The organism is Micromonospora ferruginea, from assembly GCF_013694245.2.
Taxonomy (GTDB): domain Bacteria; phylum Actinomycetota; class Actinomycetes; order Mycobacteriales; family Micromonosporaceae; genus Micromonospora; species Micromonospora robiginosa.
Window position 1 is genome coordinate 3,348,805 of sequence record NZ_CP059322.2, and the last position, 14,059, is coordinate 3,362,863.

Below are 14,059 nucleotides of genomic sequence, written 5' to 3' on the forward strand. Positions count from 1 at the left end.
ACCGGCGGAGCCCGGCCACGCGAGTGATCTGGACCGATCCGGCCCGGAGCCCGGTGACCGTCGTGTCACACTGCGTTCGCAGGCGACGACGGGGGCGTGGGTCGTGGCGACAGCGTGGCGCAACCCGGACCGCCCGGCGGTGGCGGCGCTGCTGCTCGGCGCGGCCGGGGTCGGTTACCGGCTGGTGCTGACGCTGCTCACGGTGCCGGCCTCGAACAGCGACGAGGCGACGTTCGGCCTGGCCGCCCTGCACATCGCCGGCGGTCACGAGCGGCCGGTCTTCCTCTACGGGCAGCGCTACATGGGCGTGCTGGAGTCCTACCTGGCCGCGCCGCTGGTGGGCTGGGGTGGGGCGAGTTGGCCGCTGCTGCGGCTGCCGCTGCTCGTGCTGTACGCGATCTTCCTGTGGCTGGCGTACCGGTTGACCCGCCGGCTCTTCTCCGGATGGCTGGCCGTGGTCGTGGTGGGCCTGCTGGCGCTGGGGTCGGAGCGGGTGGTCCGCGACCAGCTCACCGTGGTCGGCGGTCGACCCGAGGTCAAGCCCGCGGTGCTGGCGCTGCTGCTGATCGCGGTCGCGCTCGGCGAGCGGCGGGTCCGGCACCGCTGGGTCGCCACCGGCGCGTTCGGGCTGCTCGCCGGCCTGGCGCTCTGGTCGGACTGGCTGATCGCGCCCTACCTGCTGGTGGCCGTGGTGGCGCTGGTCCTGGCCGCCCCGCGCGATCTGGTCGGCTGGCCGGGCGTGCTGCTGGTGGCCGGTTTCCTGGCCGGCATCGCGCCGGTGGTGAAGGACAACATCGTCGCGCCGCCCGGGCAGGACTCGCTGTCGGTGTTCCGGGAGATCAGCACGAAGGACGGGGTGGACCCGTCGGTGGCCGCCCGGCTGCACGGCGGGCTGCTGGAGGGGGTGCCGCTGGCCTCCGGGCTGTGCCCGATGGACGGCTGCGCCGGCTGGGCGCGGTGGTTCGGCGCGCTCTACCCGGTGCTGCTGGTGCTCGCCGCCGGGCTCGGCGTGGTCGCGTACCGCCGGGCCGTGGACCCGGCCGCGCGGGTCCGGGCCGTGGCGATCCTCGCCCTGGTCGCCGGCGCGGCGGGGACGCTGCTGGCGTACGTGCGCAGCCCGCTCGCCGCGACCGACCCGCTGGGCAACGCCCGCTACCTGTCGGTGTTGCAGATCTCGCTGCCGGCGGTGCTGTGGCCGCTGTGGCTGGCCGCCGTCCACGCGACGCGGACCACCGCGTCCCGCGCGGCGCGGCTGCGGGGTGTCGCCGCGTCCGCGGTGCTGGCCGGGTTGACCGCCGCCGCGCTGGCCGGCACCGCCGCGTTCCTGGCTGGCATGCCGGGGGTACGCGCCGAGGAGCGCACCGCCCGCCGGCTCGCCGACGCGGTGCTGCGGGCCGACCTGCGCGAGGTGTACGGGGACTACTGGACCTGCAACCGGCTGATCTTCAACACCGGGGAGGCGGTGGCCTGCGGGGTGCTGGACGGCAACCTGACACCGGGGCAGAACCGCTATCCGGCGTACTGGCGGCGGGTGGCGCAGGCGGCCCGTCCCGGGTACGTGGTGGCGGTCGGCTCGCCCGCGGAACGCGCGCTGCGGCGGTTGCTGGGCGACCGGGCCGACGCGGCGGTGGTCGCCGAGATCGGCGGGAGTCGCGTGTACCACCCGGACCACGCCGTGCGGCCGTGGCGCTGACCTCGGCCCGTACGCTGTGCCGGTGCTCATCCTGCTTCCCCCGTCCGAGGGCAAGGCCGAGGCCGGCACCGGCCGCCGGCTGGACCTGTCGAAGCTGTCGCTGTCGGAGTTGACCCCGGCCCGGGAGGCGGTGCTGGGCGCGCTCGTCGACCTCTGCGCCGGCCCGGACGAGGCGGCGGCCCGCGAGGCGCTGGGCCTGAGCGAGGGGCAGCGCGGCGAGCTGCGGCGCAACGCGCGGCTGCGGGCGGCGGCCACCGCGCCGGCCGGACGGCTCTACACCGGGGTGCTCTACGAGGCGCTCGACCTGGCCACGCTTCCCCCGGCGGCGGAGCGGGCCGCCCGGCGGTCGGTGCTGATCAGCTCCGGGCTGTGGGGTGCGGTCCGGCTCACCGACCGGGTTCCGCCGTACCGCTGCCCGATCGGGGCGCGGCTGCCGGGCGTCGGGGCGCTGTCGGCGTACTGGCGTGCGGCGCTGGGACCGGCGGTGACCGCGGCGGCGGGCAGCGGGCCCGTGCTGGACCTGCGCTCCGGCGCGTACGCGGCCACCTGGGCGCCGCGCGGCGTGCTCGCCGAGCGCACGGTGACCGTGCGGGTGCTGCACGAGCGGACGGTCGACGGGGCGCCGGTGCGGTCGGTGGTGAGCCACTTCAACAAGGCGACCAAGGGTCGGCTGGTGCGTGACCTGCTCCTCGCCGGCGCCCGCCCCCGCACTGCCGGCGCGCTGGTGTCGGCGCTGCGCGAGCTGACGTACACGGTCGAGGAGGCGCCCCTCTCGGCCGGTCGGCCCCGGCAGGTCGACCTGGTCGTCACCGACCTCTGAGCGCAAGTTTTGCTCAAGGCTCGGGCGCAGCGGTTCCCCGGCCCGGCGTGGCAGGCCACGGTGGAGGCACCACCACGCCGACCTAGGAGCTGTGCCGATGCTCTCCGAGCCCACCACGCTGCTCGACCGGCCCCGCCCGTCGTCGCCGGCCCCACCGCTGGACTGGCTGACCCTGGCCGACGCGTTCGAGGTGGCCTGCCTGGTGCGCTGCATGCCGGCCCCGGCCGCCGGCGTCCGCCGGCTCGACGTCGACCCGGACCGGGGCGGGGTCGCCGAGTTCAACCGGGAGGACGCGGCGCACCGGATGCGGCAACTGCTGCGCCGGCTCGACGTGCCGGTGGAGCACGCGCTGACCACCGGTGGCCTGCGTCGCCGCTACGAGCTGCACCGGCTGTCGGTGCCCCGGGAGCACCGTCCGGCGTACGCGAACCTGCTGGCGGCCGGCTGGCGGCAGGGTCGCCGGGAGTTGCTCGGCGGGCCGGCACCCGGCGCGTCGACGGCGCGTCGGCTCTGGCGTCCCCGGCTGGCGGCCTCGGCCTGGCGGGCGGCGCTGCTCGCCGGCGGCCGGCACGTACGCCGGCACTGCCTCGGCATCAGGCTGGCCGACCGGGACCTGGCGGCGGTGCTGGTGCGCGGCGCGGCGCTGCTGGAGGTGCCGGCGGTGCTGCGGCCCGGGTCGGGCTGTTTCCTGGTTTCCGTGCCCAACGGCGAGCACCGGGCCCGGATCACCGAGAGCGCCACGCTGGGCTGACCGCCGCCGGGGCGGGCGGGCTTGCGCGGTGCCGGGTGCACGGCGCAGAGTGCAGCCCGTGAGCCGACACTGGTCTGCACGCCGCCGGCGCCGGACCGCGGTCCCGCTGGCGTTGCTGCTGCTGCTCGTCCCCGGCGTCGCCGGCTGCCGGGACGAGCCCGCCGAGCCGGTGCGGATCCGCATCGCCACCGGCAGCCCGACCGCCGTCTACCACGCCTTCGGCCAGTCGCTGGCCGCCCTGCTCAACCGGGAGCTGCCCGGGGTGCGGGCCGAGGTGCTGGTCACCGCGGCCTCCGCGCAGAACGTCCGGCTGGTCGGCGCCGGGGACGCGGAGCTGGGGTTCACCCAGGCCGACGTGCTGCCGCCCCGCGAGCCGGAGCACCCGGCGGTGCTCGCCGTGGCCCGCGTCTACGACGACCTGCTGCACCTGGTCACCACCGCCGGCGGTCCGGTGCGCACGCTCGCCGACCTGCGCGGCCGGCGGGTCTCGGTGGGCGCCGACGGGTCCGGCACCGAGGTCACCGCCACCCGGCTGCTCTCCGTGGCGCAGCTCGGCGGCGACCGGGTCCGCCAGGAGCACCTGGGCCTGGACGACTCGGTGGCCGCGCTGCGCGAGGGCCGGATCGACGCGTTCTTCTTCTCCGGCGGGCTGCCGGTGCGCGGCGTCGCCGACCTGGCTGAGCGGACCTCGCTGCGGATGGTCGACCTGGGCGACTGGACCGAGCCGTTGCGGCGCGCGTACGGCCAGGTGTACGTGACCCGCGACATCCCCCGGTCGGTCTACCGGGCGGACCCGGTCAGCACGGTGGCCAACCCGAACTATCTGATCGTCAACGCGCGCCTGCCCACCGCGCTGGTACGCGACGTGACCCGGCTGTTGATGGACCGGCGCGAGGAGTTGGCCGCGGCCCATCCGGCGGCCGGCCGGATGAGTCCCCGGTCGGCGATCGTGACCACGCCGTTGCCGCTGCACCCGGGCGCGGCGCAGTGGTACCGCGACACCAAACCCTGACGCCGGTCAGCCGCCGACCGGCTCGCCGTGGCGCTCCGGGGCGGCGGCGCGGTCGTCGGGATCGGCCGGCTCGGCCGGCGGCGCCGGGAACCACAACTCGGCGACCAACCCGCGCGGCTCGCCCTGGCGCATGGTGAGCCGGCCGTCGGACGCGTCGACGAGCACCGCGGCGATGGTCAGCCCCAGCCCCGCGCCGTCCACGTTCTGCACGTCCGGGGCCCGCCAGAACCGCTCGGTGGCCTGGTCGATCTGGCTGGCCGTCATGCCGGGGCCGGTGTCGCGCACGGTCAGCTCCGTCCCACCGTCGACGCGGCGTACGGTCACCGTCACCTCTCCCCCGGCGCCGCTGAACTTGACCGCGTTGTCGATCAGCGCGTCGAGCGCCTGGTCGATGGCGGTCGGCACGGTCCGCGCGTGCGCCGGCGCCTCGTCGGCGTCGAGCCGGAGCGTCACCGACCGGTGCCGGGCCAGCGGTAGCCAGGCCGCGACCCGGGACTCGGCCGCGGCGGCGGCGTCCACGGTGACCCGCTGGTTCTCCTCCCGCTCGGCCCGGGCCAGGGTGAGCAGCGCGTCGAGCACGGTGGCCAGCCGGTCGGTCTCCTCCAGCGCCAGCCGGTGCTCGGCCCGGCCGTCCGGGTCGGTGAGGCTGGGCCCCAGCTCCTCCACCCGCAGCCGCAGCGCGGTCAGCGGGTTGCGTAGCTGGTGGCTGGCGTGCGCGACGAAGGCCCGCTGCCGGTCCATCACGTCGGAGACCGCGTCGACCATGTCGTTGAAGCTGGTCGCCAGCCGGCGCAGCTCGGGCGGGCCGAGCCGGGGCCGGACCCGGGCGGTGCGGCGTCCCTCGGCGATCTCGTGGGTCGCCGTGTCCAGCTCGGTGACCGGGCGCAGCACCCAGCCGGCCAGCCCGAACGCGGTGGAGACGCAGGCCAGCACCGTGAGCAGGCCCAGGCCGGCCAGCAGCAGCCACCACACGGTGACGGTGCGGCGCACCGGGCCGGTCGGCGTGGTGGTGACCACCGCGCCGAGCACCTCGCCGCCGTCGTTGATCGGCACCGCCGTCACCAGCGGCCCGTCCTCCCAGGGCCAGACCGACTCCGGGCCGCTGAACTGCTGCCCGGACAGCGCGGTGTCGACCGCCGTGCCGGTGCCCCCGCCCGGGTCCCACCGGGCCGAGGCGGCCACCGTACGGCGGTCGCGGTCCACCACGGCCGCGCCGATCCGGTAGAGGTCGTCGTAGGCGGCCAGTTCGCCGCCCAGCGGGCCGGGGCTGCCGCCGCGCAGCGCCGGACCGGCCAGCGAGGCGAAGCGGGTGGCGTCGGCGAGCCGGTCGGCGCGGACCCGGTCGGTCTCCCGCGAGGCGAGCGTGACCGCCAGCGGGGTCTCCAGCGCGACCAGCACCAGCACCATCAGCAGCAGGTAGCTGATCACCAGCCGGCGGCGCACCGGGGCCTCCTCACGCGGCGCGGAGCCGGTAGCCGACCCCGCGCACGGTCTCCACCAGCGTCGGGTCGCCCAGCTTGCCGCGCAGCGACCCGACGTGCACCTCGACGGTGTGCCGGTCGGCCCAGACGGTGCCCCAGACGTCGAGCAGGATCCGGTCCCGCGGCACCGCCACCCCGGGCTGGCGGGCCAGCGAGAGCAGGATGTCGAACTCCTTGCGGGTCAGGGTGACCGCCCGCCCGGCCACGCTGACCGTCCGGCCGCCCACGTCGATGCGGACCGGGCCCGCCTCGATGAGGTGGCGTTCCGGGACGGTGTGCGACGCCCGGCGCAGCACCGCCTCGATCCGGGCCTGCAACTCCACCATCGAGAACGGCTTGACCACGTAGTCGTCGGCGCCCAGCCGCAGGCCCAGCACCCGGTCGCGTTCCTCCCCCCGGGCGGTCACCGCGATGATGCCCAGTTGGCTGCTGCGCCGGCGCAGCTCCCGGCACAGGTCGGTGCCGTCGCCGTCGGGCAGGGTCAGGTCGAGCAGCACCAGGTCGCAGGGGGCGGCGGAGAGCGCGGCGGCGACCGTGGCGGCGTGTTCCACCTGGTAGCCGCGACGGGTCAGCGCGGACGACAGCGCCGCGGCGACCCGACGGTCGTCCTCGACCAGGAGGATCCGCACCCGTGCCTCCGTCCGCTCGCCGTGTTGCCCTGGAATGGTGGCAGACCCGCCGCCCGCACGCGAGGCCACTCTAGGCTGCGATGGTGATCTACAAGATTCTCGCCGACGACGAGTGGGCGCGGGCGCGGGCGGACGGACGGTTCGCCGGCACCGCGCTGGACCGGCAGGACGGCTTCCTCCACCTCTCCGCCGCCGGCCAGGTGGTGGAGACCGCGCGCCGACACTTCGCCGGGGTCACCGGGTTGACCCTGCTCGCCGTGGACGAGGCGCGCCTCGGCGACGCGCTGCGCTGGGAGGCGTCCCGGGGCGGGGCGCTCTTCCCGCACCTGTACGCGGCGTTGCCGGTCGACGCGGTTGTCGCCGAGCATCCGCTGCCGGCGGATCGGCCGGCCGCCGACGCGGTGGCCGAACTGCTCGCCTGAAGTGCTCGTTATGCTGCGTCGAGCCCAGCCCGACGGCGCGACGCGCCCCGCCACGATGCGAGTTGAGATGACTGACAGCAACGACCGGTCCGCTTCCGTCTTCGTCCACCCGACGGCCGACGTGGAGGACGGCGCCCGGGTCGGCGACGGCACCAAGGTCTGGCACCTCGCGCACGTCCGGTCGAGCGCCCAGGTCGGCGCCGGCTGCGTGATCGGCCGCAACGTCTACGTCGACGCGGGCGTCACCGTCGGCGACCGCGTGAAGATCCAGAACAACGTCTCGGTCTACCAGGGCGTGACCATCGAGGACGAGGTCTTCGTCGGCCCGTGCGCCGTGTTCACCAACGACTTCCGGCCGCGCGCGCAGAACCCGGACTGGACGATCACCCCGACGCTGGTGCGCCGGGGCGCCTCGATCGGCGCCAACGCCACGCTGGTGTGCGGCATCGAGGTCGGCGAGTACGCGATGATCGCCGCCGGTTCGGTGGTGACCAAGGACGTCAAGCCGTACCAGTTGGTGGCCGGCAACCCGGCCCGGCCGAAGGGCTGGGTGGACGCCAAGGGCGAGGTCGTCTCGCGGGACGTGGACAACCCGCCGCACCAGGGCTGAGCACGCGACGGGGCGACGACCGGTCCGGTCGTCGCCCCGTCGGGTCGGTGTGCGGGTCAGCCGCAGAGCCGGCCGATCTCGTCGCGGAACCGGTCCATCGGGTTGGACCCGGCCGGGCCGAGCAGGTATTCCTTCAGCTCCCTTCGCGCCTCAGCCATCGGGTCGTCGCCGCCCCGGGTCACCGCCAGGATCTTGGCCAGCTCGCCGCCGTCCGCGGAGAGCAGGTACGCCGCCCGGGCGGTCGGGAACTGCCGCCGGAACTCGTCCTCGGGCAGCCCGGCCGGGTTGGCCACCACGTACGGCCGCTCGCTCTGCACGAAGTCGGAGACCACACTGGACACGTCGCTGACCAGCAGGTCGGTGACGTTGAAGCAGTCGAACAGCGACGGCGTGCGCCCGGTGACCACCAGGTGCGCGGCGCCGTCGAGCGACGACGGATCGGTCTCTCCGCCGGCGGCGCGGATCCGGGCCACGACGCGCTCGTGCACCGCCTTCGCCTTCGGCGACCGGGTGCCGGTCAGCGGGTGCGGCTTGTAGACCACCCGCAGGTTCCCGGCGGCCAGCAGCCCGGACACGATCCGCTCCCCCATCAGCACCAGCGAGGTGTGGTAGGGGTCGTCGTCCAGCCACCCCTCCCAGGTGGGGGCGTAGAGCACGGTGAACAGGTGGTCGGGGGCGCCCGAGCCGAACGTGTGCACGCCGGCGAGCTGCGGGCGGCCCACCTCGACGATGTCGCGGTCCAGCACGCCGACGTCGGCCCGCGCGTACCGCTCCCGACCGGCCGGACCGGCCACCCACACCTCGTCGTACACCTTGCTGTACGGGTTGACGCTGGCCGCCTTGTCGCTGTCGCCGTGCCCGACGAAGACGTGCTTCACGCCTGGCTCGCGCAGCAGGTGGATGTTGGCGCCGACGTTCGCCGCGTAGAGGGCGACCCGGAGCGAACCGAGGTCGAGGTTCATGAAGTCGACGCCGGCCGGCACGCAGATCACCGGCAGCCGGGTGTCGGCGAGCTGGTGAAACGCGTCCGCGGCCCGCAGCAGCACCACCGCCCGCCGGCCGGTCGCCTCCATCGGCGCGAGCCACATGTTGGCCTGGTAGACGTCCTTGGCCGGGCCGGCGAAGTAGAGGGCCACCTCCGGCTTCTCCCGGGCCAGCCAGTCGTGCACGGCGGGCAGCACGCCCGGGGTGGCCCCCCGGCCGCGCAGCGCGGCCAGCGCCAGCACCGCGGCGGTGACCAGGCCGGCGACCAGGGTCACCAGGCCGGTGACCACCACCGGGGCGACCCGGTCCACCGCGGCGGCCACCACGGCCGCCGGCACCAGCAGCACGTTGAGCAGCGGCAGTCGCAGCCCGGCCAGCCGCCGCGCCCAGGTCGGCGGCGTCGGCACCCGGCGCAGCGCGCCGAGGTCGATGTTGCGGGTGTACGCCGGCGGGTCGACCCGGCCCTCGACCGACTTGGTGACCGCGGTGGTGCCGACCGCCACCACCCAGAGCGCGGCCGGCAGCAGCAGCACCGCGACCGTGCCCACCAGGCCGGGGCGGACCGCGGCGATCACCAGCAGCGCCACCGACAGGTCCCGGACCAGCCGCCGGAACGGCAGCCCGACACCGGCCTTGGCGACGAGCTGCGCCGTGTCGGCGTACCGGGTGGCCAGCGCCAGCTCACCGCTCAGGACGACCGCCGCGGCGATCGCGTACGGGATCACCAGCCCGAGGGCCCCGGCGAGGATCATGACGCCGTACCCGAGGAACGTCACGCCGACCACGGCGAGACCCTGCTGGCTGCGTACTCTGCTGAACAACGACACGCTCCCTGTCTGCCCGCCGGTGTCGGAGAGGCCCGATCCGGACGGCTTGCGACCCTAAACGGGTCAAGTCACGCAAGTATTACCGGAGTGTCCGGTGGGTGAACAAATTGAGGACGGCTCTCGGCCCGCACAACGCGGTGGGCCCCGGCCGAGACGGCCGGGGCCCACCGTGCAGCGGGATCAGCCGCCGATGACCACCCGGCGGACGCCGGTCCAGCGGGCCGGGTCGGTGACCCGCCGGCCGTCGACCAGCACGGTCACGCCCGGCAGGTCGGCCGGCGTGAGGGTGCGGTACTCGGCGTGGTCGGCCTGGATCACCGCGGCGCCGATCGGCTCGCCGGCGTGGGCGGGCAGGCCGTGCGCGACCAGTTCCTCGTCGGTGTACATCGGGTCGGAGACGTAGGGCGTGGCACCCCGCCGGCGCAGCGCCTCCACGGTCGGGAAGACACCCGAGAAGGCGGTCTCCTTCACCCCGCCCCGGTAGGCGGCACCCAGCACCAGCACGCCCACCCCGGTCAGGTCGCCGTACGCGGCGGCGAGCAGGTCGACCGCGTACTCCGGCATCGCGGCGTTGGCCTCACGCGCCGAGCGGACCACGGTGGCGGCCGGGTCGTTCCACAGGTACATCCGCGGGTAGATCGGGATGCAGTGCCCGCCGACCGCGATGCCCGGCGAGTGGATGTGGCTGTACGGCTGGGTGTTGCACGCCTCGATCACCTTGGTGACGTCGACGCCGACCGTGTCGGCGAAGCGGGCGAACTGGTTCGCCAGGCCGATGTTCACGTCCCGGTAGGTCGTCTCGGCGAGCTTGGCCAGCTCGGACGCCTCGGCCGAGCCGAGGTCCCACACGCCGTTGCTGCGGTCCAGGTCGGCCCGCTCGTCGAAGTCGAGCACCGCCTCGTAGAACCGCACGCCGCTCAGCGCGGAGGCCTCGTCGATGCCGCCGACCAGCTTCGGGTAGCGGCGCAGGTCGGCGAAGACCCGGCCGGTGAGCACCCGCTCCGGGCTGAACACCAGGTGGAAGTCGGTGCCGGCGGTCAGGCCGGAGCCCTCCTGAAGCATCGGCGCCCAGCGACCGCGGGTGGTGCCGACCGGCAGCGTGGTCTCGTAGCTGACCAGGGTGCCCGGCTTCAGGCCACGGGCGATCGCCCGGGTGGCGTCGTCCATCCAGCCGAAGTCCGGCACGCCCTCGGCGTCCACGAACAGCGGCACGACCACCACGACCGCCTCCGACTCGGCGACCGCGGCGGCGGTGTCGGTGGTGGCCGTCAGCAGCCCGGCGGACACCGCCTCCTTCATCTTGACGTCCAGGTCGGCCTCGCCCGGGAAGGGCACGACACCCTCGTTGACCAACTGGACGACCCGCTCGGAGACGTCGGCACCGAACACCCGGTGCCCCTTCGAGGCGAACTGCACGGCGAGCGGCAGACCGATCTTACCGAGCGCGACGACGCAGATGTTCATGAACTACTTTCCTCCAGAAGGCCAGATTCGGCGCAGGCGGGCAAGGAACCGACCGGGGGTCACCGGCGTGATCGCCACGATCACGTGGCCCTTGTGGTTCGTGGTGGGCGTGACGAGGTGCAGGCGGACGCCGCGCCGGGCCAGCCGCCGGGGTGCGGCGACGGGACGGTCGGTGCGCAGTGGCGCGGTGCCGGCCCCGCCCAGGGTCGACACCTCGGCCCGCACGGTCCGCCGCTCACCGGTCGCCGCGACGACCGCCAGCAGCCGGTCCACCGCGAAGTCCGCCCTTACGACGGTACCGGTGCCGTCCGGCGTCACCGACGTGACACCCGTGAGGTCGCCCACGCTGACCCGCAGCGCCTCGGCGCTCAGCTCGGCCAGCTCGGCCCGGCGGCTCTGCGCGGTGATCACCAGGGCGCGGGCGCCGGCGCCGTCCCGCCCCCAGGCCAACCCGGTCGCGGTCAGCTTGGCCAGCAGGGTGGCGGCCCGGTCGGTGACGTCGTACCAGTCGTCCGGGTAGCCGAAGGCGGGATCCCGGAAGCCGACGCGGTGCGCGTACCAGCGGCCGTCGGCGATCGTGACCTCGGGCAGCGTCCGGTCCGCCTGCTGCTCGATCAGCTCCCGCACCGCGTCGAGCCCGCCGTCGCGGGCCACCGCCAGCCGCAGCCGCTCCTCGGACGGCATCCGGGCCAGCACGCCCTCGGTCAGGTAGGCCTCGGCGAGCTTGCGGACCCGGTCGTGGACGTGCCGCTGCACGTCCGGCGAGAGGGCGAGGAACTCCGTGCGGAGCAGCTTCGCCACCTCCCAGGTGAAGTGGCGGACCAGCACCGCGTCCCGCCGGCGCCCCGGCTCGATCAGGCCGGCGACGAACCCGACCAGCTCCTCGGCGCAGCGCAGTCGCTCCTCGAACCGGCTGGCGTAGGTGATGTTCTGCGCGTTGTCCCGCTTGACCGCGAAGTAGTAGTCGTAGTCGCCGAGGACCGAGACCTTCTTCGCCCGCACGCACGCCTCCAGCGTGAACGGCTGGTCGCTGCCCATCGGCATGTCGGTGCGGAACCGCAGGCCGTACCGCTCGACGAGGTCCCGCCGGAACAGCTTGGTGTTCGACAGCGACCACGGCAGCGCGCTGTCGAACAGGTCCAGCCGCTCCTGGGTGGTGGCGTAGACGGCCTGGTGCACGTAGCGCTTGTTGGTGCCGACCATCCGGCCGAGCACCACGTCCGAGTCCCACCGGTCGGCGGCGTCGACCAGCCGTTCCAGCGCCTCCGGCCCGAGGTGGTCGTCGGAGCCGATGAAGAACACGTAGCGGCCCCGGGCGTGGTCCAACGCCAGGTTGCTCGGCGCGGCCGGACCGCCGGAGTTGGCCTGGCGCAGAACCCGGACCGTGCCCGGGTAGCGCTCGGCGTACCGGTCCAGCTCCGCGCCGCTGCCGTCGGTGGAGCCGTCGTCGACCGCGACGACCTCCAGCCGGTCCCGGCCGATGGTCTGCCCGACCAGCGAGTCCAGGCAGGCGGTCAGGTAGGGCATGGTGTTGTAGACGGCGACCACCACGGTCACGTCCGGCCCGCTCACGCGCCCACCTCCACCGAAGCCGGCGCCGCCACCACCGGCGTGGCCGGTCGGGGCGGCGCGTCGGGCAGCAGCCGGGTGTAGACGTCGTCGAGCACCCGCGCCTGCGCCTCCCAGGTCCAGCCGGCCAGCAGGCCCGGCCGGTCGTACGCGGCGCGGTAGCGCGCCGGATCGGCGAGCACCGCGCCGACCGCCCGGACGAAGTCGGCCACGTCCTCGGCGCGGAACACCTCGCCCTGGCCGGTCTCCCGGACGGTCTCGGCCATGGTGCGCACGTCGGAGACGACGAGCGGCAGGCGGGCGTGTGAGTACTCGAAGAACTTGGTGATCAGCGCGATCTCGTGGTTCGGCCAGTGCTGGATCGGGATGACGCCGACCTGCGCGCCGGCGAGGAACCGGACCACCTGGTGGTGCGGCACGTACGGCAGCACGTGCAACCGGTCCGCCACGCCCAGCTCGCCGGCGCGGTCGACCAGGCCCCGCACGTATGCCGAGGCGGGCTTGTTGACCACCAGGGCGACGTGCGCGCCGGGCAGCCGGGGCAGCGCCTCGACCAGCACGCCCAGCCCCCGCTTGGCGGCGGCCACGCCGCTGTAGACCAGCAGCGGGGTGTCCGGCCCGAGCCCGCAGCGGGCGCGGATGTCCGGCACCGGCTCGGTCGGGTCGCCGGGCAGCTCGTCGACCGCGGGGGCGTTGAGCACGACGGCCGGGCGCTCGGCCAACCCGTGCTCGTCGCGCAGCAGGTCGGCCAGGCCGCCGGAGACGGTGGTGGTGGCGTCGGCGTACGGCACGTACTCCCGCTCGTGCGCCACGTTGCCGGGCAGCCAGCGGGCGTTGTCCCGCCACGGCTGCACGCCGGGCAGGTATTCGTGGGCGTCCCACACCAGCGCGACCCGCCGGCCCGCCGCGGCGGCCCGGACCTTCGCGCGGGCGCCGACGCCGAGCATCCGGAAGTCGTTCGCGTGGATCAGGTCCGGCGCCAGCTCGTCGACGACCGGGCCGTAGGCCAGCTCGTAGTCCCACAGGCCGGGCTCCAGCCGGCGCCACGCGCCGTCACCGCGCAGCGTCCGCCAGAACGCGGTGTAGGCGCGGTCCCAGGGGCCGTCCAGCTTGCGACCCTTGCGGGCCCGGGTGAGCTGGCGGTTGCGGAACCCGACCCATCTGCGGGTCAGGCCGGCCAGCTTCTCCTCGGTGCGCAGCGCGACCCAGGGCAGGCCGCCGGGCCGGCCGGCGCCGGACTCGCGGGCCGCGGTGGTCAGCGCCGCCCGGCGGACGGCCAGGTCGGCGCGCCAGGCCCGGACCGTCTGGGTGCGGTGCGCGGCGATGCCGCTCGGCGGGTACGCCAGCGGGCGCCGCAGCCAGGCGCGGCGGAACTCGTGCCGGCGGCGGGACAGCGGCTCCGACATGGGGATCAGGCGCACCTCGGCGGCACCGAGCCGCCAGCTCTGCGGCTGGCCCACCGGCGCGCGCCCGAGCAGGACGACGTCCCAACCGGCGTCGGCGGCGGACCGCGCCGCCTTCTGCACCCGGGAGTCCCCGATGACCCCGTTGTCCACCAGCATGACCACCCGTCCCCGGGTGTCCGCCGCTGCGGTCGTGCCGTCAGATCCCATCCCTGCCCGTTTCGTCGTCGCCAGCACCGCGCCCGCGGACCCGAGCGAGTCTACGACAACGGTTCGGGCCCGAACGCCCGCCGCCGTCGGCGATCCATGACCTGCCGCGCCGATTGCTACCCTCCATGCTGTTCAACGACCGGTGGACGTCCCGGGTCGTCGCCGGCCGGCGTCGCGCCGCCGG

The 14,059-nt window shown here is 75.1% G+C and carries 12 protein-coding genes; 6 read left to right on the forward strand and 6 right to left on the reverse strand.

Annotated features, from left to right (window positions below; all coding sequences use genetic code 11):
• Window positions 1-103 precede the first annotated feature (103 nt).
• The 4 genes from H1D33_RS14340 to H1D33_RS14355 all read left to right on the forward strand — a co-directional run bounded on the left by H1D33_RS14340 (window position 104) and on the right by H1D33_RS14355 (window position 4,276).
• Entirely contained in the window at window positions 104-1,693 is a 1,590-nt protein-coding gene (locus H1D33_RS14340) for a hypothetical protein (protein ID WP_181567594.1), read from the forward strand.
• Between the two features lie 16 nt (window positions 1,694-1,709).
• On the forward strand, window positions 1,710-2,513 hold the full coding sequence (yaaA, locus tag H1D33_RS14345) for a peroxide stress protein YaaA (protein WP_220138662.1): 804 nt from the start codon (window positions 1,710-1,712) through the stop codon (window positions 2,511-2,513).
• Window positions 2,514-2,610: 97 nt separating this feature from the next.
• Entirely contained in the window at window positions 2,611-3,264 is a 654-nt protein-coding gene (locus H1D33_RS14350) for a hypothetical protein (protein ID WP_181567592.1), read from the forward strand.
• A gap of 58 nt (window positions 3,265-3,322) precedes the next feature.
• Entirely contained in the window at window positions 3,323-4,276 is a 954-nt protein-coding gene (locus H1D33_RS14355) for a TAXI family TRAP transporter solute-binding subunit (RefSeq protein ID WP_181567591.1), read from the forward strand.
• Window positions 4,277-4,282: 6 nt separating this feature from the next.
• Here H1D33_RS14355 and H1D33_RS14360 read toward each other — a convergent pair whose 3' ends face one another.
• Window positions 4,283-5,719, reverse strand: a complete 1,437-nt coding sequence (locus H1D33_RS14360) for a sensor histidine kinase (protein WP_181567590.1) — start codon at window positions 5,717-5,719, stop codon at window positions 4,283-4,285.
• 10 nt (window positions 5,720-5,729) lie between these two features.
• Window positions 5,730-6,386: a response regulator transcription factor gene (locus tag H1D33_RS14365; protein ID WP_181567589.1), complete on the reverse strand. Its 657-nt coding sequence runs from the start codon at window positions 6,384-6,386 to the stop codon at window positions 5,730-5,732.
• Window positions 6,387-6,469: 83 nt separating this feature from the next.
• Here H1D33_RS14365 and H1D33_RS14370 point away from each other — a divergent pair, with 83 nt between their 5' ends.
• Entirely contained in the window at window positions 6,470-6,808 is a 339-nt protein-coding gene (locus H1D33_RS14370) for a DUF952 domain-containing protein (RefSeq protein WP_181567588.1), read from the forward strand.
• A 67-nt stretch (window positions 6,809-6,875) separates the two neighbouring features.
• Entirely contained in the window at window positions 6,876-7,418 is a 543-nt protein-coding gene (locus H1D33_RS14375) for an acyltransferase (RefSeq protein ID WP_181567587.1), read from the forward strand.
• Window positions 7,419-7,474: 56 nt separating this feature from the next.
• Here the strand turns inward: H1D33_RS14375 and H1D33_RS14380 are convergent, their stop codons facing one another.
• From H1D33_RS14380 to H1D33_RS14395, 4 genes are all read right to left on the reverse strand, one after another.
• A complete protein-coding gene (locus H1D33_RS14380) occupies window positions 7,475-9,223 on the reverse strand; it encodes a CDP-glycerol glycerophosphotransferase family protein (protein ID WP_181567586.1) in 1,749 nt (582 codons plus the stop codon).
• Between the two features lie 186 nt (window positions 9,224-9,409).
• Window positions 9,410-10,693 carry a nucleotide sugar dehydrogenase gene (locus H1D33_RS14385; protein WP_181567585.1) on the reverse strand — a complete coding sequence of 428 codons (1,284 nt, stop codon included), beginning with the start codon at window positions 10,691-10,693 and terminating at the stop codon, window positions 9,410-9,412.
• Window positions 10,694-10,696: 3 nt separating this feature from the next.
• Window positions 10,697-12,265, reverse strand: coding sequence for a glycosyltransferase family 2 protein (locus H1D33_RS14390; protein WP_181567584.1), 1,569 nt, complete (start codon window positions 12,263-12,265; stop codon window positions 10,697-10,699).
• A complete protein-coding gene (locus H1D33_RS14395; RefSeq protein ID WP_414685416.1) occupies window positions 12,262-13,875 on the reverse strand; it encodes a glycosyltransferase family 4 protein in 1,614 nt (537 codons plus the stop codon). The genes H1D33_RS14390 and H1D33_RS14395 overlap by 4 nt, the downstream gene beginning before the upstream one ends.
• Window positions 13,876-14,059: the final 184 nt, after the last annotated feature.

Excerpts from the sequence above, each read along its gene's own strand:
- H1D33_RS14375 (WP_181567587.1), top strand. The coding sequence starts at position 6,876 with ATGACTGACAGCAACGACCGGTCCGCTTCCGTCTTCGTCCACCCGACG.
- H1D33_RS14385 (WP_181567585.1), bottom strand. The coding sequence starts at position 10,693 with ATGAACATCTGCGTCGTCGCGCTCGGTAAGATCGGTCTGCCGCTCGCC.
- H1D33_RS14395 (WP_414685416.1), bottom strand. The coding sequence starts at position 13,875 with ATGGGATCTGACGGCACGACCGCAGCGGCGGACACCCGGGGACGGGTG.
- H1D33_RS14350 (WP_181567592.1), top strand. The coding sequence starts at position 2,611 with ATGCTCTCCGAGCCCACCACGCTGCTCGACCGGCCCCGCCCGTCGTCG.